The following is a 19,485-nucleotide window of genomic DNA, read 5'->3' on the forward strand; positions in this document are numbered from 1 at the left end:
GTTCCAACGGAGAGCCCGGAGCCGGGAAGGCCGCCCGGCTGCCATCCACCCCGACACCTCGCCATCGCCCTGGTGCGACGCGGCGCCGTGAAGTCCCTCGGGCGTCGGCCGGTCGCCTATCTGCCGGCGCGTTCGGTTGTCGCGAATCGCTGAGGGCGGCGGTTTCGTGCCGGACGCCGGTTACGCGCAGCTCCGCTGGCGCGTCGTCCTTCGGAGGCCGGAGCGGGAATGGTGACAGGGACGCCGGAGGGCGTTCGGGCACCGGTGATGCGGTTGAGTTCGGCATCGCCGGACCGTACCCGCGCGGAGTGCGGCGTGATGCCGGCGGTCGCCATCATCCGGTCCATCTCACGGCGCTGCTTGGGCAGCACCAGGGTGACCACGGTGCCGGATTCGCCCGCGCGTGCGGTGCGGCCGCCTCGGTGCAGGTAGTCCTTGTGGTCGTTGGGCGGATCGACGTTGACGACCAGATCCAGCCCATCGATGTGGATGCCGCGCGCGGCCACGTTCGTGGCGACCAGGACTGAGACGTCTCCGGTGCGGAACTGCTCCAGAGTGCGGTTACGCTGCGGCTGGGACTTGCCCCCGTGCAGCGCCGCAGCGCGTACGCCGCTGTTCAGGAGCTTGCGGGTCAGCCGGTCGGCGGCATGCTTCATGTCGACGAACATGATGACGCGGCCATCACGGGCGGCGATGTGCGTGGTGGCATCGTGCTTGTCCGCCTCGGTGACGTGCAGCAGGTGGTGCTCCATGGTCGTCACCGCTCCCGCCGACGGATCGACCGAGTGGACGACCGGATCGGTGAGGAAGCGTTGGACCAGTCGGTCGACATTGCGATCCAGCGTCGCGGAGAACAGCATCCGCTGACCGCCCGGAGCGACCTGGTCAAGCAACGCGGTGACCTGCGGCAGGAAACCCATGTCGGCCATTTGATCCGCCTCGTCCAAGACGGTGATGCGTACGTGCTCCAGGCTGCACGCGCCCCGGTTGATCAGGTCCGTGAGCCGTCCCGGGGTGGCGACCAAGATCTCCGCGCCGCGGTTGAGGGCGGCGGCTTGCCGGGAGATCGATACGCCGCCGACAACGGTGGCAGATCGAAGCCTGAGGGACTGGGCGTAGGGCATGAGGGCGTCGGTGACCTGCTGGGCCAGTTCGCGAGTCGGGACGAGTACCAGAGCCAGCGGCCTACGCGGCTCGGCGCGCCGGCCGGCGCTACGGGCGAGCATCGCCAGGCCGAAGGCGAGGGTCTTTCCTGAGCCGGTACGTCCACGGCCGAGGACATCACGGCCGTTCAACGCGTCCGGAAGCGTCGAGGCCTGGATGGCGAACGGCTCCGTCACCCCCTGTTGAGTCAATGTGGACAGCAGGGCCGCCGGCATTTCCAACTCGGCGAACGACGCGACCGGGGGAAGAGGCGGCGTGGAACTGGCGGGGAGTGCGAAGTCGTTCTGCCGCCGGGCGGCCGGTTGACGCGAGGCCTTGGTAGGCGAGTGGGAGAAACGACGGTGAGACGGACGGGTGCCATGGGGCATGTGCAAAGCCTTCCTTGAACTGGCACGTTTCGAGGAAGACTCCGCAGCCTGTGGCCGGAAGCGATCGCAAGAACGAACCTGAGTGAACCGCGAGGCAACGCCGAAGCCGGAAAAGGGCGTTGAGTGATATCGCGGGAGACGGCTGGAGGACGGGCTCTGGGCTGAGCGGCGTGCAGCCCAGAGCCCGCAGCCAAGTACTTCCGGGGAGCCGCATGGCGGAACGCCACGAAAGGGCCACACCCCCGAACGATCAGACGTCGGTGTCGACAGAAAGATCGTTTCCTGCTGGCAGGCAGCGTGCCGGGCTCAGATGCGGGCCCGGCGCCGCACTGTTCGGTTCTCAGGCGGGAACGATGTTCTCTGCCTGGAGACCCTTCTGGCCCTGCGTGATGTCGAACTGGACCTTCTGGCCCTCCTGGAGCTCACGAAAGCCCTGAGCCGCGATGTTGGAGTAGTGCGCGAAGACGTCGCTACCGCCGCCGTCTTGCTCGATGAAGCCGAAGCCTTTTTCCGCGTTGAACCACTTCACGGTGCCGGTGGCCATATTCGTCCCTTCCGAAAGGCAATTACGGGGCCCGCACTCTGCGAGCCACGCGTCGCCGTAATGACCCCATCCGAACGGACTATCGGGAAAACAAAAAATGCGCCTGAGGTGAGTACCAGCAGGCGCACATAAGCTCATGGGAACCACAACTGCAACTACCACTACGCTACCACTGATGGATAGATCAAGCAACATGCCGCATGACAGTGTCCCGCCGACGTACTCTTTCGGCCGCCAGGGCGGCGCGTCATGACGGGGCGCCGGCGCTCTCCGGCCTCCGAAACGGTCGCCGTGGGAACGGCCCCGCCGTTCGATGCCGAGCTGGGCGCCGCTTTGGAGGCCCTGGGCGACTTGTCCAGGGAACGGCTCACTCCGGAGAACCTCGCCGCCCGGCGAGAACACGACGCCGCGAACAGACCCCGGCCCACCGCGGTCGAGCTGCGGGCCGACGGCCGCTTCGCCGTCGAGGAACTGAGCGTGCCCGGTGCCGAGGGCGGTCCGAACGTCACGCTGGTGTACGCGCGGCCCGCCGACGCCGCCGGGTCCCTGCCGGTGCTGTATTACATGCACGGGGGCGGGATGATGATGGGCAATGCCTGGTCCGTCCTCCCGAAGATCCTTCGTGACTGGTCCGCCCCGCTTGGCCTGGCCGTCGTGTCCGTGGAATACCGGCTGGCGCCGGAAACGCAGTATCCGGGGCCGCTGGAAGACCGCCACACGGGACTTCTGTGGACCGTCGGCCACGCGGACGAGCTCGGCATCGACGGCGAGCGCGTGATCATCGGGGCAAGAGCGCCGGCGGCGGCCTCGCCGCGGCCCTGGCCCTGCTCAACCGGGACCGGGGCGACGGCCCGAGACCGATCGGGCAGCTCCTGCAGTGTCCGATGCTGGATGACCGCCTCGATACCCCCTCCGCTCGCCAGATGGCCGGCGTCGGCCTGTGGGACAGATCCTCGACCGCCGTCGCCTGGCGGGCCTACCTGGGTGACCGGTACGGCCTCGCGGATCTGCCGGCCTACGCCGCCCCCGCCCGCGCCACCGACCTGAGCGGGCTGCCGCCCACCTACGTCGACGTCGGCTCGGCGGAGACCTTCCGCGACGAGAACGTCGCTTACGCCCACGCGATCTGGTGCGCCGGGGGCGACGCCGAGCTCCATGTCTGGCCCGGTGCCTTCCACGGCTTCGACTCCGTCGCCCCCACCGCGGCCCTCGCCCGCGAAGCCCGTCACGCTCGAACCCGGTGGCTCAGCCGCGTACTCGGGCGCTCCCTCCGAGAATGATGTACCGATCAGTGGGTGAGGGCGTATCCCAGCAGGCCCTCCTGGACGACGTTGGCGTTTCCGGGTGCCTCGCAGTCGGGTTGGGTGGAGACGAAATGGTCGCCGACGCCGGTGATGTGGCATCGGTAGAGCGGTACGGAGGGGTTTGACGGACGGGCGGTGTAGATCCACCCTTCGGTCTGGACGATGGCGAACTGGGAGCCGCCGCAGTCCGCCTCTTTGTACAGGAACTGGTCGTCCTGGCCGTTACGGCAGCCGTACAGCGGGACGGTGCCGGACTCTTGTGCCGAGCGCAGATACCAGCGGCCTTCTTCGTGGTAGCCGGTCGGGGCCGAGCCGGTGGTGACCTGGTGGTGGGACCCGTTGCTGTAGCGGACCAGGGCGACGTCGGTCCCGCTCGTTCCCTGCGTGCAACGCACCGTACGCCGCATCAGCCGCGCCTTGGACCAGTCCGGGCTCGGGCTCTGCCACTGGGTGTAGTAGACGAAGAACGTCGTGCCGGGGGTATCGGGGGTGCCGCTGTTCGCCACGACGGTCGGGTAGGCGTCGAACATGTCCGGGTCACGCCACAGCGGATGCCGCGCGGACCAGCCGCTCACCCCGTCCGCGGAGGCGGACAGGACCATCTCGTGGGGGGAGACACCTGCGACCATGATGGTGCGCCCATCACCGCGAGCGGTGCCCGGTGCCCAGGCCATCGGCCGGCCCGCGTTGATGTCGGCGGACGCGCCGCCCAGTGCGGGCTGGGTCCATTCACCGTCGGAGAATTTGTTCCACGCGCTGACCTTTCCTTGCTTGGCCGCGGCCAGCACGGAGCTCAGCGACGCGCGGGCCACCGACAGCCCGGAGAAGGAGACGTGCCCGGAGGTGTCGGCGGAGGCGTCGGCGAAGTACACGTACAGGTAGGAGGTCGAACCGACCTTCGTCACACTGAACGAGGGCGCGCCGAGGTCGATCGTGGTCTTGGTCTTCTGGGCGTCCGCGAAAACGGCGTGCGGCCGCACGATCGCGCCCAGCCGCGTCACCTTGCCCGTCGCCGGGTCGACGCGTCCGAGATCGAGTTCGGTGTAGAACTTCGACGGGTCACTGCCGTACGGCCGCTCCAGGTGCAGCATCTGCAGCACCAGGCCGCTGTTCGCGTCGCGGTAGACCGGGCCGCCACCCGCATAGTCGAACCCGCTCGGCACACCGGTGACCTGCTGAGAGCCGGTGATGCCACCGGACGCCGGGGCGTTGAGCGTCCCGCTCGTGGTGATGACCTTCTGCGGAGCGCGTGAGCCGGGCGTTCCGGTGGAGAAGAACCGGTACTTTCCACTCCCGTCGTTCAGCACACCCAACGCCGTGTCAGGCCACACATCCAGCCCAAGACGGTTGCGTTCGGCGGTCGAGACCACCTCCTGGGCGGGCCCGACGGCCACTCCATCACATCCAGGAGCAGCAGCGGAGCGTACCGAACGGGTCGACAGATCCGCCTTTGCCGGACCATCCGCCGTCGGTGTCGGGTGACTCGTCGCGTGGGCCGAATCGCCGGACAGATCCGCTGCTCGCGGACGATCCGCCGAATGGCAGCCGGTCGCGCCGGCCAGGAGTACGCCGGACACCGCAATGGGCATCAATGCACGTTTCAACAGGAATCCCGATCATTTGCTGAACATGGGTGATCAAGGTGGGAATTTGGACGATGCCGCCGGTCGTGAGGTTCCGTCGTCACCCGCGATCCTCATCAACGCGACCGGATGCCGGTGGTCAATCGCAACTGAGAGACGCCGCGCCAATGTAGTGGGCAGTGGGCAGCGCGTCGTAGTACCCAAAGGTGGTATTTCGGCGGAGACATGCTCCCTGTCGAAGCGCGGTCACTCAGATGGCCCAGGGGATCTGGGTGGACGGATAGAACTCGATGCCCTGGGCCGTCCAGCGTGGTGCGTGGGTCGCCAGGCGGCGTCGGAAGTCGTCCCAGCCGTGGGTCTGTCCCGGTGACCAGCCGAGTTCGGCGATCGCGGGAAGCCGGGGGAAGGCCATGTGGTCGATATGGCTGCGATGTTCGAGGTGTTCCGACCACAGGGGCGCCTCGACGCCGAGCACGGCGTGCTCCGGTACGCCGTCGAGGTGGCTGCCGGGGTCCCAGTCGTAGACGTCGCGGACATCGAGATAGCCGGCCCATTTGAAGCCGATGGGGGAGTCGGGGGTGTACTTCATGTCGAGGTACACCTTGTTGGCGGGGGAGAGAAGGATTCGGTGGCCCCGGGCGGCGGCCTCGGCGACTCGGGGATCGTCGTCGGTCTTGCTCCAGAACTGCGGCACGGTGCCCTCCGGCGGGCCGGCGCGGAGGATCTCGTGCCAGCCGATGGCCTGTTTGCCGTGCTGCCGCACGATGTCGACGGTCCGCCGGACGAACTTCACGTAGCCCTCTTCGGGCGTGGCGTGGGTTTCGTCCGTGCCGATGTGCAGATGCCGGCCGGGCGTCAGGGCTGCGAGTTCGCCGAGCACGTCCTCGGTGAACCGGTAGGTGCTCTCCTGGTCGGTGCACAGGGAACTGAATCCGGTGGCCGTCCCGATCGAGGTGAACGGCGGCGGTGCGACACCGTCGCAGGTGAGTTCGGGGTAGGAGGTCAGTGCGGCGTTGCTGTGGCCGGGGAGGTCGATCTCGGGGATGACCGTGATGTGCCGGGACGCGGCGTACGCGACAAGATCCCGGAACTCCCGCTGGGTGTAGAACCCGCCCGGGCCGCCGCCGACCTGCGTCGCTCCGCCGACTTCGGTGAGTCGGGGCCAGCCGGTGATCTCCAGGCGCCAGCCCTGGTCGTCGGTGAGGTGGAGGTGCAGAACGTTGATCTTGTACTGGGCGATCTGGTCGATGAACCTCCGTACGTCATCGACGGTGAAGAAATGTCGTGCCACGTCGAGCATCGCGCCGCGGTGGGCGAATCTCGGATGGTCCAGGACCTCGCCGCCGTCCACCACACGAGGCCCGTCGACCGGGAGCAGCTGGCGCAGCGTCTGGACACCGTTGAATAACCCGGTCTCGGTGTTGGCTTTCAGCGCGATGCCTGTTCTGGTGACGGAGAGCCGGTAGCCCTCGTCGCCGACTCGTGGATCGGCGCCGTGGAGGGACAGCGAGATCTCGCCGTCCGCGGCGGTGGCCAGCTGGAGCGTTTCGGCGAGATGGTCCCCGATGCGAGAGGTTTCCCGGCTGACGCGGACACGGGTTTCGGCCGTGATGAGAAAGCTGTCGTCGGGCGACGGCCGGACGTGGACGGGCGCTGGGACAAGGCAGGTCATCCGAGAGGTCATGACTGATTATCAACGGCCCTGCTCTGCGATGCTGTGGCACTGACGACGAAGATCGACTTTTTATGTGGAAGGCGGTGATCTCGGTGGCGCGGTTGAGCGATGAGGCCTTGGTGGAGCTGGCGCGACGACTGAAGACGGCCGAGACCGGTGGATGGGCCGAGACGGCTCTGCGAGAACTGGTGGCCGGGTTGGGCTGGGAGTGGCGTGACCGAGTGGAGCCGCTCCACAGGGAGCATTACGGGCCGGTGCTGAGCACTGGGCTGGTGACCGGCGACGCGTACCTGCGGTCGGTTCGCAGGCATATGGTGGAGGATCACGTCGCGGGTGAAGAATATTTCGGCCTCTATGTGCCGATCGATCTCCCGCAGGATACGCCGATCGCCAAGGCCGACGCTTTCCGCAGGGCAGCCGATGTCCTTACGGCCGCTTTCGGCTCCTCGCCAATAATGGGTGCCTACGGGAGTCCGGGCCCGTTCCATGACGCGCCCGCATCGTGGGGCAGTCCGTTCCGGCGGTGGCGAGGCGATCCGAACTCGCTGGAGTTGCGCGCCGGCGAGCAAGGCCCCGAACTGCTGTTGTCGCCGAGCGCCCCAGTGGAGAACTGGTATCGGAGACAGCAACACGACTCCTTCGCGCTCGGTGGTTTCTTCGGCACCGAGAACGATCCAGCCAACGACGGCCTCGACCTGCCCGGTCTATGGCGCACCGACGACTGGGGCGTCTTCGCCACCTCCGTGGCCGCGATGCTGACCACCTTCCCCGCGGAAGTCCGCGCACTGGGCATCGGCAAGGACATCGCGCATCTTGGCGTATGGCCAGGAGCCATCCACATCGATATCGAGTCTGATCCCGTGTTGAGGCTCCGTATGCACGACTTCAACGAGCCGGCGCTACCGAAGGCCGAGCTGGCCGACCTGGGATGGATCGCGGAATCGGCGACCTCGGCGGGCCCGCTCTTCCATTCAGAAACCTACGAAGCCGGCGAAGTGGACGGCCGGCGCCTGGCTCAACTGCTGGTGGACACGGCCAAGCTGGGCGGCTGCAAGTCACCGCACAACTTGTTCCTTACCGACCACAGCCAGAACGTGGGCGACTACTGGGTCGAGTACTACGCCCTGACTCTCAGGACGGCCCCCTGACGGTCCGAGCGCGGTATCGGCGGCACGTCGGGTAGCAAGGCGTCTCCGTCTGTGGGTGGGGACGCGCCCGCCTCTCCGTCCGAAGTCGCGGTTCCAAGACCGGACGACAGGCTGAGGCCAACTGCCGCCGGGATCCCTAACGTCGGCGTCGGCGGGTCACCTCGCCATGGCTTTCGAACCCGTGCCGTCGTACGGCGGACGTGATCAGTCAGGCGGTCATGAAGATGGCGGATGTCAAAAGCGTGTTCACCGTGCTCGCGGTGGTCTCGGCCGCGGGGCTGGTGGGGGCGTGTCGCTCATCGCGGGAGCCCGCGCAGGCACCGCTGACCGTACGCGTGGATTCCGGGAGCGTGCGGGGCATCGTGAAGGGCGGGTCGCGACAGTTCCTCGGCATTCCGTACGCCGAACCGCCCACCGGCGCCCTGCGCTGGACGTTGCCGCGTAAGCCGCGTCCCTGGAGCGGCGTGAGGGCGGCCGGACGGCCGGGGAATGACTGCACGCAGGGCACGGCGGGCACGCAGGGAAGCCGGCCGTCCGGTGAGGACTGTCTCTACGTCAACGTCACCACCCCGCGCGAACACCACGGCGGTCTGCCGGTGATGGTGTGGTGGCACGGCGGCGGCTTCACCCAGGGAAGCGGCAGGGAGTACGACGCCGTCCGGCTGGCCACCGAGGGCAAGGCCGTCGTCGTCACGGTGAACTACCGGCTTGGGATCTTCGGCTACCTGGGGCTGCCCGGGCTGCCAGGGTCGGGCGACTTCGGGTTCGCCGACCAGATCTCGGCGCTGCAGTGGGCGCGCCGCAACGCCTCCGCGTTCGGTGGCGACCCGCGCAACATCACCGTGTTCGGCCAGTCGGCGGGGGGAATGTCGGTCTGCGCCCTGCTCACCTCCCCAGCGGCCAAGGGGCTCATCAGCAAGGCGATCGTCTCGTCGGGGTCGTGCCGGGTGCGCTGGCCCGCCGGCGGGCTGTTCCCCGGGGCGCCTGCCGACAGGCCGTACGTCCCTCTCGCCCAGGGGCAGAGCGACGGCTTGGCCGCCGCCAAGGAGCTGGGCTGTGGCGGCGAGAAGGCGCTGGCGTGCCTACGGCGCAAGCCCGTCGCCGACCTTCTCCCACACTCGGAGTCCTTCGCCGATCATCTCGCCTACGGCACCGATCTGCTGCCGCGGGATCCCGCCGTGGCGCTGGGCGCGGGCGCGTTCACCAACGTTCCGGTGATCGTCGGCGGTACCCGTGACGAGGCCCGTGCGTTCGTCGGCGGCGCGCTCAAGTACGACTCGAAGCTGATCACCTCGGAGACCTATCCGCGGCTGCTGAGGCGGGCGTTCGGCTCCAGCGCGGGCAAGGTGGCCGCCCGGTACCCGCTGTCGCGGTTCCCGTCCGCCGGACTGGCCTGGGCGGCGGTTCTGACCGACGAGTCCTGGGCCTGCTCGACCCTGGCCGGCGCCCGGGACCTCGCCGCGCGTACGACCGTGTACTCCTATGAGTTCGCCGACGAGAACGCGCCCAACGTCAACGGCCTGAGGATCCCCGGCCTCCCGCAGGGCGCCGCCCACGCCTCCGACCTTCCCTACCTCTTCGACCTGGGAGGCAGGGACCTGCTGGTCACCCGGGATCGCAAGGAACTGGCCCGTACGATGGTCGGTTACTGGAGTGCCTTCGCCCGCTCCGGCGATCCGAACCATCGGGGCGCGCCGAGCTGGCGGCCCGGCACCGCGCCGCTGAGCCTCGCGCCGGGAGCGATCCGGACCGTCGACGCCGCGGCCGAGCACAACTGCGGGTTCTGGGAGACAACGACGCGGTGACCGTGGATGAGGCGTCGCCTGGTCGGATACGCGTACTGCTAGCGTCGGTCATCGTGCCGGACCGGTTCGAGGTGACACTGTCACCGCGGTGGCGCACCGTACTCGTGGGGTGTGCGCTGGCCCTGCTGGCGCCGTTGGTCCTCTTCACGCCCCAGGGGGCTCCCGGCGGGTTCGGACGGGCCGTGCTGATCGCCCTGGTGGTGGTTCAGGCGGGCGCCGTCTGGTGGATGAGCGAGTGGCCGGGCACGGTGACCGCGACAGTTCTCCTGGCCGGGAGCGGGATCCAGTTCCTGTATCCGAAGGCCGGGCCCGGGATCGCGCTGGTGGTGGTGAGCACCCTCGCCTGGATCCGTCCCGCCCGCGAGTCTCTGTGGGGTCTGGCGGGGGCACTGGTGCCGGCCGGCGTCCTGCCGTGGGCGACCGGGCACCTGCGGCACGCGCTGCTGTGGCCCGCCGCCGCCCTGCTGGCCTGGAGCTGGGGAGCGCTGGGCAGAGCCCGCTCCGCCCGCCGCCAGGCCGAGGCGCGGCGCGTCGTACTCGAAGAACGGGCTCGCATCGCCCGCGAACTGCACGACGTTCTCGCCCACACGGTCTCGGTCATGGTCATCCAGGCGGCCGCGGCGGATGACGTGTTCGACGTCGACCCCGCCAAGGCCCGCCAGGCCCTGCGCGATCTGGAAACCTCCGGCAGGCAGGCCCTCACCGAGCTGCGCGCGTTCCTGCGTACCGTCCGTTCCCTCGACGACGAGCCCGAGGGCGGCGCGGCGCTCCGGCCGGGCCTCGCCGACCTCGACGGCCTGACCAGACCCCTGGCCGCGGCGGGACTGCGCGTGACGTTCCGTACCGAGGGTCTGGACGGCAGGACGCTGCCTCCCGGAGTCGAACTGTCGGCCTACCGGATCGTGCAGGAGTCGCTCACCAACACCCTGCGCCATGCCCGCGCACGCACCACCGACATCACGGTTGTCGCCACCGACCGCGAACTCACCATCGACGTCCGCGACGACGGCATCGGCGGCGGCCGCCTGACCGGCCTGGGGGCGGGACAGGGCATCGCCGGTATGCGTGAACGCGCCGCGATGATGGGCGGATCACTGACGGCGGGACCCGACCCGGCCGGGGGGTTCCGGGTCCGTGCCCGGCTGCCGGTGGAGGAGCCGCCATGACACCAGGACGTCGTGATGCCCTACGACCTCGGTATGGTCCGCCTCCGCGCCTCAGTCTGAAGTCGCACCCGTAAGACCCGACACGCGGCTGACGCCCTCGGCTGCGCGAATCTCTAATCTGGTCACCGGAAGTAAGAGACACATCACAGAAAGCGGGCGAATCCATGTTCGGGTCACGGAAGGTGCACAAGGACGAAGCGTGGGAAGGCGTCGTCAACGACAAGTCCCGCAACATGCCGGACGGGTCGAACCTCTACCACTACCTCGAAGTCACGTTCACCGACGGCAAGACCAAGAAGATTCGTGTCGACCGCTCCCTCTGGGACTCCCTCAACCCCGGCGACCAGATCGTGAAGCAGGCCGGATCCGATCCGGTCAAGAAATAGCGACACGCCGATACCCCGCCCGGGCCCGGATCGGGCTCCTCCGGGGGAACACGACGGCCCACAGCGGCCCCCCACCAGAGCTCCACTTGCCCTTCGACCTGGCCGGTCTGGACGTGTCGCCCGTCCGGACCGGTCGACCGGTCCTCCGGCCGATCCGCGCGCAGGTGCCGACGACATCGTCAGGAGCGCACTGAGATGGGCCTCAGCATCGGCGTCGTCGGCGCCACCGGTCAGGTCGGCGCGGTCGTGCGGGCGATCCTCGAGGAGCGCGGTTTCCCCGTGGACCGGATCCGCTTTTTCGCCAGCGCCAGACGCGCCGGCACGACCCTGCCCTGGAAGGGCGTCCAGATCCCCGTCGAAGACACCGCCACCGCCGACCCGAGCGGTGACTTCGTCGACGATGGACGGGGCGAGACCGTCGAGGAGCGCGAACTCCGCGACGAGAGCCGTAAGATCCTCGAACTGCCCGGCCTGCCCGTCAGTGGCATCTGTGTACGCGTCCCCGTGCTCACCGGCCACTCACTGGCGATCAACGCGAGTTCGCCGAACCCCTCACCCCCGTCCGCGCTCGGGAGCTGCTCGGCCGGGCGCCGGGCGTCAGACTGGTCGACGTGCCGACGCCGTTGCAGGCCACCGGCGCCGATCCCAGCCTGGTCGGCCGGATTCGGCAGGACGAGGGCGTCCCGGACGACCGAGGTCTCGCCCTCTTCGTCTCCGGCGACAACCTCCGCAAAGGTGCCGCGCTCAATGCGGTTCAGATCGCCGAACTGGCCGCCCGCCGGGCGAGTACGGTCGGGTAGGCCGGCTTGCCGGGCCGTGTTACCGCGCAGGAGACGGCTCAGACGACCACGACCCGGCGCCCGCGTGTGTGACCGGCGTGGCTGTCGATGTGCGCCGCCGCGGCCTCGGCAAGGGTGTACGACTTCTCGACCGGGATGTGGAGCCTTCCCCGCGAGATGAGGCCGGCGGCCTCGGCGAGCGCTTCCGGCATGCTCCCGGCCACGCCGGAGAATCGGACTCCGAGCTCCGGCGCACCGAGATCGGCGATGGAGATCACCTTCTGGGGGTCCCCGGTCAGCTCGACGAGTTCGCGGATCACGCCCGAGCCGGCCAGATCGAGAGCCGCGTCGACGCGGCCGAGTCGCCGCACCCGCTCGACCCAGCCCTCGCCGTACGTCGTGGCGACCGCGCCCAGGCTGCGCAGATAGTCCTGGTTCGAGGGACCGGCCGTGCCGATCACCGTGATGCCGCGGTCGCGGGCGATCTGCAGCACCGCCGATCCGACTCCTCCGGACGCGCCGCTGACCAGCAGCGTCTGCCCGGACCGTACGCCGACCTGACGGATGACGCGCAGCGCGGTCTCCACCACGGAGGGGTACCCGGCCGCCTCTTCGAACGTCAGGCTCTCGGGCATCCGGGCCCAGGCCGACAGCACGGCGAACTCGGCATAGGTGCTCGAGCCTTCGCCGAACACAGGGTCGCCGACCTCGACCCCTTCGACGCCCTCACCGACCTCGTCCACCACCCCGGAGGCGTCCTGTCCGACTCCGGCGGGCAACTCGATCGGATGGACCTTCTGGAACTGGCCTTCACGGATCCTCCAGTCGACGGGGTTCACACCCGCCGCCCGTACGGCGATGCGCACCTGACCGGGGCCTGCGTGGGGCTCCTCGGCGTCCACGAGTCGCAGAACGTCCGGACCGCCGAACGCGGCGAAGCTCACTTTCTTCATGCGGCCCACCGTAGCACTAACCGTTAGTGCTTTGAAACGGTTACGGTTTTGTATCTGATAGCATCATGGGATGACCGTGCCGTCCGGACGCCGTGAGCGTAAGAAGGCCGCGACCCGTCAGAAGATCGCCGATGCCGCCCTGCGGCTCTTCCTCGACCGCGGGTACGACGCGGTGGGCATCCGTGACGTGGCCGCTGAGGCCGACGTGGCCGTCACCACGCTCTTCTCCCATTTCGCCTCGAAAGAGGCCCTGGTGTTCGAGCAGGATGAAGACTTCGAGCAACGCCTCACGCGGGCGGTCACCGAGCGGGCGTCGCACGAGCCGCTCATCCCTGTGCTGCGCCGCGAGATCCATGCCCTGGTACGGCACTGCACAGCGGACGGCGCCGCCCCCGTCTGGCGCATGATCGACGAATCACCTGCCCTGCGGGAGTACGAGGAGTCGATGAGGCTGCGCCATGCGGAGTCGCTCGCGACGGCCATCGCCGCCGATCTCGACCTGGCAAAGAGCGCGACGACCTGCCGGGCGATCGCGAGGTTCGTGATCGACGCCTATTCCCTGGCCCGTGAGGCGGCCGACCCGGAGGCCGCGGTGGACGAGATCTTCCGGATGATCGAGGCGGCCTGGGAGGTCACCTCCCAGGCCGGGATGCCATAGGAATCCCCTATAGCGCCTGCTGACATTTCGTCTTTGCCTTTCGTTCTTTTCCGAACGTAGCGTGAAACAGCTCGACGAGGCACTCGCCGCGAATTCTCCAGAAATTCGCGCTGTGCGCACGTGAATCCTTCTTTCGTCGAGCGGACGAAATGCGATTGAGGGGAATGGCATGACCACGATCGAGAGCGGATCGGGCACGCGAGAACTCGAGGGAAAGCGGGCACTGGTCACGGGTGGTTCTCGCGGGATCGGAGCGGCCGTCGTGCGCCGGCTCCTGGACGCGGGCGCCGAGGTGCTCACGACCGCCAGGTCGGTGACGAGCGCGGTCCCGGAGGGGGCCACGTTCGTGGAGGCCGACGTGCGGTCACGGGCCGGAGCGGAGGCGATCGCCGCGGCCGCGCAGGAGGCGCTCGGAGGGGTGGACATCCTGGTTCACAACGCGGGTGGGGCGCGACCGCACAAAGGCAGTTCGGCCATCACCGACGAAGAATGGCAAGACGCGCTGGACCTGAACTTCCTGGCGTCTGTGCGGCTGGACTCGCTGCTGACACCGGGAATGCGGGAGCGGCGTTCGGGGATGATCGTGCACGTCTCCTCGGCCGCGGTCCTCACCCCGATAGGACCGTTCCTGCACTACACGGCGGCGAAGGCGGCGCTGGAGAATTACAGCCGGGGATTGGCCCTGGAGCTGGCCCCGTACGGAATCCGGGTCAACACCGTGAGTCCCGGCAGAGTCGCCACCCCCGGCGGCGAGGCGACGCGGGAGCAATGGGCGCTTCTGGATCCGGCGCCCGGCCCGAACAACGCCACGCCGCTGGGGCGCGACGGCCGGCCCGACGACATCGCCCACGCGGTGCTGTTCCTCGTGTCCGGCCGGGCGGGCTGGCTGACCGGGAGCAATCTCGTCGTGGACGGCGGCGAATTCCCCAGGGGCTGACGCCGACGGCATTTCCGGAGCTTCAGGACACCGGTGAGAAGGAAACGGACTCGGACCAGGTCTCGTGACGCAGGAGTTCGAGCAGGGTCGTTTCCGCCGGACCCGCGCCGTGCCGGACCACGGCGATGACGGGCTGGGATACGACCGGGGACACCGGGCGAACGAGGTGCTCGTGCCCTTGGGGCACCGCGGAGGCCGGGACGAGCGTCACCCCGAGCCCGTGGGCGGCCCAGCGCACGGCCGTCGCCGTCTGGGACACGCGGGCGGCCGTGGCCGGGGTCAGATCGTTGTCCCGCAGCACGCTCATCAGTACGCCGTCGAGCGCGCTGTCGCGGTCGAACCTCACCCACGGCTCGCCCTCCAGCTCGCGCAGCTCGACGCGGTCCGCGGCGAGCTGCGGGTGCCCGGCGCCCAGCACCACGACGAACTCCTCGTCGCCGAGGTGGTGGGCGTCGGCGGGGGTCTGCTCGCACGCCGCCATCAGGGCGAGGTCCAGCACGCCCCGGCGCCCCAGCCGCTCCAGCTCGGCTGAGCTCGGCTCCTCGAAGACGGTGACCTCCAGCCGCGGGAAGCGGCGGCGCAGCGCGCCCAGCGCGCCCGGCAGCTGCCGGGTGCCGAAGCCCATCTGCACCGCGACCACCAGCTCGCCCACCAGCTCATCGGCGCCGGCACGCGCCGTCGCTCTCGCCCGCCGCGCCGCGCTCACCGCGACCTCCGCCTCCCGCAGGAACGCGCGGCCGACCACGGTGGGCACCAGTCCGGTCGGCGTGCGGGCGAACAGTTCCACCCCGAGCTCGCGCTCCAGGCCGCGGATCTGCTGGGACACCGACGGTTGAGCGACGTGCAGCAGCTCCGCCGCCGCCGTCACCGAGCCCTCCTCGGCGATGGCCAGGGCGTACTCGAACTGACGAAGGCTCATCGGCTCCCGTCCCTCTCCGCGCTCTACACCGTTGTAATCATTGTAAGAGCGTAAGCGGAGCGGCCGGTCAGCGGTGTTTCGCGAGGGATCGGGCAATTTCGCGCCCAGCACCGATCGCCCCGAAGTACGCGGTCGCCGAGCCCTTCGGGTCGGTGAGCATCAGCTTCACGATGAGGTTGCTCACCCGGAACCAGAGGACGACCGTGCCGCTGCCGTTCGACTCTTCGCCGGATTGCCTGATGACGGCCTTCTCGTCGCCGACGACCATCTCCTCCATCAACGGGTCATCAGAGCGAAGCCTGGTCATCCCGGAGTGCGCACGGTCCTCCGCCGAATGCCACCAGGACCGGGCGTACCGGGTGGTGGACAGGATCTGGAGGTCGAGGTTCCCATTGGCCAGACTCCACCATTCGCAGTGGCCGCCGACCGCATGACGCGGCTGCGGGATCGCCTTGTCGAGGGCGGCCGAGGTGATCCCACCGCAGGCCGGAGCCGCGGAGAACCTCCCCTCGCCGACGATGCGGAACGGGTTCCAGGCCAGGTTCACCACAACGCCGGCCACCCCCAGGAGGACCACGAGTGCGCAGATCAAGGCGATCGTCGGCAGCTTCGCCGAGACGTTCGCCCTGATCGGGCGCGTGCCCGGAACGAACGCGGGGGGAAGGGGAATGGAAGGTCCCGCGACGGCTCCCGCCCTGTAGGGACCCCCTGGAGGCCGGCCGCCGGAGTATGCGGCCGCTACCGGCACCGGACCGTAAGGCCGCTCCGGCGCCCCGTACGTGGCGTGCTCCGCCGGCGGGCGGCCTGCGGCGTCGCTCGCTTCGGTGACCGCTCGCAGCCCTCGCCGTGTGGCCTCGGCGCCCAGCCGTGTGGCCGGATCCTTGATCAGGAGACCCTTCAGGATCGGCGCGAGGGGTCCGGCCTGAGCCGGCGGTTCAGGTTCCTCGGTGAGGACCATGCCGATCAGCGCGGGGATCTCATCGGCGATGTAGGCGCGCCTGCCCTCGACGGCGAAGTAGAGCACGGCGCCAAGCGACCACAGGTCCGACTCGGGGCCGGCCGGGCGTCCGCGTAGGCGTTCCGGCGCCATGTACCCCGGAGATCCGATCAGCGCCCCGGTCTGGGTCAGCGCGGTCGCGCCCGCCATCGCCGCGATGCCGAAGTCGGTCAGGACGATGCGATCGTCATCGCCGACCAACACGTTTCTCGGTGTGACGTCCCGGTGCAGGATCCCCGCAGCGTGCGCGGTGTCCAGCGCGTCGAGCATCTGCAGGCCGATCGCCGCGACGCGTTCCGCGGGGAGCGGGCCGTGCTCGCCGACCAACTGGTCGAGGGACCTGCCGCGTACGAGCCGCATGACGATCCACGGCAGGTCGTCCTCGGTGACCACGTCGTAGACGCTGATGATCGCCGGATGATCGAGGTGAGCGGCGGCCCTGGCCTCACGAACGAATCGCTCAAGCAGACCTGCCCGGGATGCGTCATCCAGACCGCCGGGAAGCAGGATCTCCTTCACCGCGACGTCACGCTGGAGATATTCGTCCCGGGCGCGCCAGACGATCCCCATCCCGCCGCGACCGAGCGCGTCCAGCAGCCGGTAACGCCCTGCGATAGTCCGTTCCGCGGAACCCATGGCGGGACGATATCGCTCATGCGCCATTCGGCCCGACGCGGATAATCCGAGATATGCGCCAAGAAGTGTGCGGGAACTGAGGGCTCTGATCGCCGGCCTGTCACCGTGCATGGCCGGGGTCGGTCGCGCCGTACAAGCGCATCACCGACGTATGGAACTGAATCGCCGCGGCTCGTGCGTTCAGGCGGCCGGTGCGGATCTGGTGGTCGGCGGCGTGGCCGAGCGCGATCGTCGCGGCGATCAGCCAACCGGTCTCCAGGTCGGTCGCGAACTCGCCGCGGTCGCGTCCGCGGCGGATCAGCGCCGCCAGGCGCTCCTCGACGGGCAGATGTCGATTCGCCTCCTCCGTCGTGTCGCCGGCCTCGTGACCGGGTGTCGCCGCCTGCTCGGCCAGCAGGGTTCCGGCCGCGTCCAGGAACCGGCCCAGAGCCTCGGTGGCGGTGCCGGTTTCCAGGTCGGCGGAGTCCAGCACGGCGATCGCCCGGCGGCTCAACTCGTCGCGTACCTCTTTAAGGAGCGCCTCGCGAGTGCCGAAGTGCGCATACGCGGTCTGCCGCGCCACGCCGGCCGCGGACGCGATCTCGGCCATGCTCGCCTCCGGACGCTCGGCGAGCATCCGGATCGCCGCCGAGACCAGCGCGGCACGGTTACGTCCGACCTCGACCCGCTGCCGACGGCGCCTTATCTCTGACACGGTTGACAACTATAGCGGCCCAGCTAAATATGACAGGCATGTCAGAGATAACAGTGGCGGCGGCGCGCCGCCTTCTGATCGACTACACCCGTGACATGGCCCTCTCCGAGGAGGACCCGGCACAGATCGTGAACCGCACCCTGACCGACGATGCGATCTGGGTGACCGACGGCACCGAGCTCACCCGCGACCGGCTGATCGCGCACGCGCCGCCGGCCCGTAGGAACGTCACCGCCATCGAGATGCGCATTGACGACCTCCTCGTCGACGGCCACCGCTTCGCGGCCCGCTGCCACCTCATCACCGATCACCGCAAGCTCGGACACCTGGTGATCGAGTGGATCCTGATCGGTGAGGTCGCCGAAGACGGGCGGGTACGGCGCATCGACCAACTCGGCCGCACCGCCGACGGCAACGGTTGAGAGGCCGTCGAGCCGCCCGGCGTGGACGGCGACCGCCAGGAGGACGATCCGGACCTCGCCGACCCGGCGGCGCTGAGCGCGCTCGGACGCCTACGCTCGGGGGGTGACTGACGACGCGGCTCTGGTGGGAGCGCTGATCGACGCCGTGCTCCGAGCGCCGGCGCGGGCGGGGCGCCGATGGCGCTGGCAGCGGGGGCCCGTCTGGCCGGCGGTCGTGACGGCGCTCCTGGGCGCCATGGCGATCGGGTTCAGCGCGGGTGCCATCGCGATCATGATCGTGTCCATGCACGTCAACGGCAACCTGGCGGCCCTGCTCGGCCTGGCGCAGGCCGTGCCGCTGGCCGGGGCCCTGCGGTGGCCGCTCGGTTCGTGGCGGATCATGGCGCTGGCGATGGTCGCGGGCAACCTGTCCATCGGGTCCACCGGCGGGATCTGGCCGTGGCCGGTGACCACGTGGCTGGCCATGGTGGTGGTGCTGTTCCAGGTCGGTGTCTGTTGCGAGCGGCGGACCTCCGCCGCCGCGGGCATGATCACCGCGGTGATCGTCGTGCTGCCCGCCGTGCCGGTCTCGAAGATGCCGTTCTGGTTCGCGCTGATCCTGTGTGGGATCATCGGCTTCGTCTTGATCTTCGCCGATGCGCTCAGCGGCCGGTACGCCGCCGAGGCGCGACTGGCGGAGCAGGCGGCGCTGCACGAGCGCGACCGGGCACGCCAGGCCGTCCTAGAGGAGCGCGCCCGCATCGCCCGCGAGTTGCACGACGTCGTCGCCCATCACATGTCGGTGATCGTCCTGCAGTCCGAGGCGGCGCCGTACAAGATCCACGATCTGCCGGACGCGGCGCTGGGCAAGTTCGGGCTGATCCGGGACGCGGCGCGGGAGGCGCTGGCCGAGACCAGGCGAGTCGTGGGCCTGCTCCGCGAGGAGGACGAGACGGCCGAACGGCTGCCGCAGCCCGGGCTGGACCGCCTGGACGAGCTGGTCGAGCGTGCCCGCCACGCCGGGCTGGACGTGGACGCGCGCATCGACGGGATGCCGCGGCGGCTGTCGGCCGGGGTCGATCTGTCCGCGTTCCGGATCGTGCAGGAGGCGCTGAGCAACGCCTGCCGGTACGCGCCCGGCTCGCGGGTGCGGGTACGGGTGCGGTACGGCGCGCGGGCCCTGACGGTCTCGGTCAGCGACGACGGCTCTGCGGGCGAGGTGACCTCGGAGCCGGGCGGCGGCCATGGCCTGGTCGGCGTCCGCGAGCGGGTCACCATGCTCGGTGGCACCCTCACCGCGGGGCCGGCCGGGGACGGCTTTTCGGTCGCCGCGGAGCTACCGTACGCCAGGCCCGAATAGGGTCTTGC

The 19,485-nt window shown here is 69.4% G+C and carries 18 protein-coding genes and 2 pseudogenes; 12 read left to right on the forward strand and 8 right to left on the reverse strand.

Annotated features, from left to right (window positions below):
- Nucleotides 1-116: 116 nt before the first annotated feature.
- A complete protein-coding gene (locus tag ACQEV1_RS08675) occupies nt 117-1,532 on the reverse strand; it encodes a DEAD/DEAH box helicase (protein WP_433405863.1) in 1,416 nt (471 codons plus the stop codon).
- A 340-nt stretch (nt 1,533-1,872) separates the two neighbouring features.
- Nucleotides 1,873-2,076: a cold-shock protein gene (locus ACQEV1_RS08680; RefSeq protein ID WP_252786350.1), complete on the reverse strand. Its 204-nt coding sequence runs from the start codon at nt 2,074-2,076 to the stop codon at nt 1,873-1,875.
- A gap of 585 nt (nt 2,077-2,661) precedes the next feature.
- Here ACQEV1_RS08680 and ACQEV1_RS08685 point away from each other — a divergent pair.
- Nucleotides 2,662-2,799: pseudogene (locus ACQEV1_RS08685) on the forward strand (alpha/beta hydrolase fold domain-containing protein); the annotation flags it as partial.
- 5 nt (nt 2,800-2,804) lie between these two features.
- Entirely contained in the window at nt 2,805-3,356 is a 552-nt protein-coding gene (locus ACQEV1_RS08690; RefSeq protein WP_433392875.1) for an alpha/beta hydrolase fold domain-containing protein, read from the forward strand.
- 8 nt (nt 3,357-3,364) lie between these two features.
- On the opposite strand, the gene ACQEV1_RS08695 is transcribed toward ACQEV1_RS08690, so the two are convergent.
- Nucleotides 3,365-4,774 (reverse strand): hypothetical protein, encoded by a 1,410-nt coding sequence (locus ACQEV1_RS08695; RefSeq protein WP_433392877.1) that lies wholly within the window; start codon nt 4,772-4,774, stop codon nt 3,365-3,367.
- A 439-nt stretch (nt 4,775-5,213) separates the two neighbouring features.
- Nucleotides 5,214-6,635 (reverse strand): family 20 glycosylhydrolase, encoded by a 1,422-nt coding sequence (locus ACQEV1_RS08700; protein ID WP_433392879.1) that lies wholly within the window; start codon nt 6,633-6,635, stop codon nt 5,214-5,216.
- 74 nt (nt 6,636-6,709) lie between these two features.
- Here ACQEV1_RS08700 and ACQEV1_RS08705 point away from each other — a divergent pair, with 74 nt between their 5' ends.
- The 6 genes and pseudogenes from ACQEV1_RS08705 (at nt 6,710) to ACQEV1_RS08730 (ending at nt 11,943) form a co-directional block, all read left to right on the forward strand.
- Entirely contained in the window at nt 6,710-7,786 is a 1,077-nt protein-coding gene (locus tag ACQEV1_RS08705; protein WP_433392881.1) for a hypothetical protein, read from the forward strand.
- A gap of 224 nt (nt 7,787-8,010) precedes the next feature.
- Nucleotides 8,011-9,591, forward strand: a complete 1,581-nt coding sequence (locus ACQEV1_RS08710) for a carboxylesterase/lipase family protein (RefSeq protein WP_433392883.1) — start codon at nt 8,011-8,013, stop codon at nt 9,589-9,591.
- A gap of 53 nt (nt 9,592-9,644) precedes the next feature.
- On the forward strand, nt 9,645-10,757 hold the full coding sequence (locus ACQEV1_RS08715; protein ID WP_433392885.1) for a sensor histidine kinase: 1,113 nt from the start codon (nt 9,645-9,647) through the stop codon (nt 10,755-10,757).
- A gap of 164 nt (nt 10,758-10,921) precedes the next feature.
- Nucleotides 10,922-11,143 carry a DUF7489 domain-containing protein gene (locus ACQEV1_RS08720; protein ID WP_285567733.1) on the forward strand — a complete coding sequence of 74 codons (222 nt, stop codon included), beginning with the start codon at nt 10,922-10,924 and terminating at the stop codon, nt 11,141-11,143.
- 195 nt (nt 11,144-11,338) lie between these two features.
- Nucleotides 11,339-11,626 (forward strand): annotated as a pseudogene (locus ACQEV1_RS08725) (hypothetical protein); the annotation flags it as partial.
- A 119-nt stretch (nt 11,627-11,745) separates the two neighbouring features.
- The gene (locus ACQEV1_RS08730; RefSeq protein ID WP_433405865.1) at nt 11,746-11,943 is read left to right on the forward strand and encodes an Asd/ArgC dimerization domain-containing protein; all 198 of its coding nucleotides are present in this window, start codon (nt 11,746-11,748) and stop codon (nt 11,941-11,943) included.
- A gap of 38 nt (nt 11,944-11,981) precedes the next feature.
- Here ACQEV1_RS08730 and ACQEV1_RS08735 read toward each other — a convergent pair whose 3' ends face one another.
- Nucleotides 11,982-12,875 (reverse strand): NADP-dependent oxidoreductase, encoded by an 894-nt coding sequence (locus tag ACQEV1_RS08735; protein WP_433392887.1) that lies wholly within the window; start codon nt 12,873-12,875, stop codon nt 11,982-11,984.
- 70 nt (nt 12,876-12,945) lie between these two features.
- Between ACQEV1_RS08735 and ACQEV1_RS08740 the strand changes: the two genes are divergently transcribed.
- Nucleotides 12,946-13,533: a TetR/AcrR family transcriptional regulator gene (locus ACQEV1_RS08740; protein ID WP_433392889.1), complete on the forward strand. Its 588-nt coding sequence runs from the start codon at nt 12,946-12,948 to the stop codon at nt 13,531-13,533.
- A 169-nt stretch (nt 13,534-13,702) separates the two neighbouring features.
- Nucleotides 13,703-14,470: an SDR family oxidoreductase gene (locus tag ACQEV1_RS08745; protein ID WP_433392891.1), complete on the forward strand. Its 768-nt coding sequence runs from the start codon at nt 13,703-13,705 to the stop codon at nt 14,468-14,470.
- A 22-nt stretch (nt 14,471-14,492) separates the two neighbouring features.
- Here ACQEV1_RS08745 and ACQEV1_RS08750 read toward each other — a convergent pair whose 3' ends face one another.
- From ACQEV1_RS08750 to ACQEV1_RS08760, 3 genes are all read right to left on the reverse strand, one after another.
- Nucleotides 14,493-15,389 carry a LysR family transcriptional regulator gene (locus ACQEV1_RS08750; RefSeq protein ID WP_433392893.1) on the reverse strand — a complete coding sequence of 299 codons (897 nt, stop codon included), beginning with the start codon at nt 15,387-15,389 and terminating at the stop codon, nt 14,493-14,495.
- A 67-nt stretch (nt 15,390-15,456) separates the two neighbouring features.
- Nucleotides 15,457-17,133, reverse strand: a complete 1,677-nt coding sequence (locus ACQEV1_RS08755) for a protein kinase domain-containing protein (protein ID WP_433392896.1) — start codon at nt 17,131-17,133, stop codon at nt 15,457-15,459.
- The gene (locus ACQEV1_RS08760; protein ID WP_433392898.1) at nt 17,123-17,716 is read right to left on the reverse strand and encodes a TetR/AcrR family transcriptional regulator; all 594 of its coding nucleotides are present in this window, start codon (nt 17,714-17,716) and stop codon (nt 17,123-17,125) included. The genes ACQEV1_RS08755 and ACQEV1_RS08760 overlap by 11 nt, the downstream gene beginning before the upstream one ends.
- A 38-nt stretch (nt 17,717-17,754) precedes the next feature.
- Between ACQEV1_RS08760 and ACQEV1_RS08765 the strand changes: the two genes are divergently transcribed.
- A complete protein-coding gene (locus tag ACQEV1_RS08765; protein ID WP_285621263.1) occupies nt 17,755-18,138 on the forward strand; it encodes a hypothetical protein in 384 nt (127 codons plus the stop codon).
- Between the two features lie 103 nt (nt 18,139-18,241).
- Complete coding sequence (locus tag ACQEV1_RS08770; RefSeq protein WP_285621262.1) at nt 18,242-19,477, forward strand: sensor histidine kinase; 1,236 nt, start codon at nt 18,242-18,244, stop codon at nt 19,475-19,477.
- Nucleotides 19,478-19,485 lie beyond the last annotated feature (8 nt).

Origin of the sequence: Actinoallomurus sp. CA-142502, assembly GCF_050936355.1 — a bacterium.
GTDB classification, from domain to species: Bacteria; Actinomycetota; Actinomycetes; order Streptosporangiales; family Streptosporangiaceae; genus Actinoallomurus; species Actinoallomurus iriomotensis.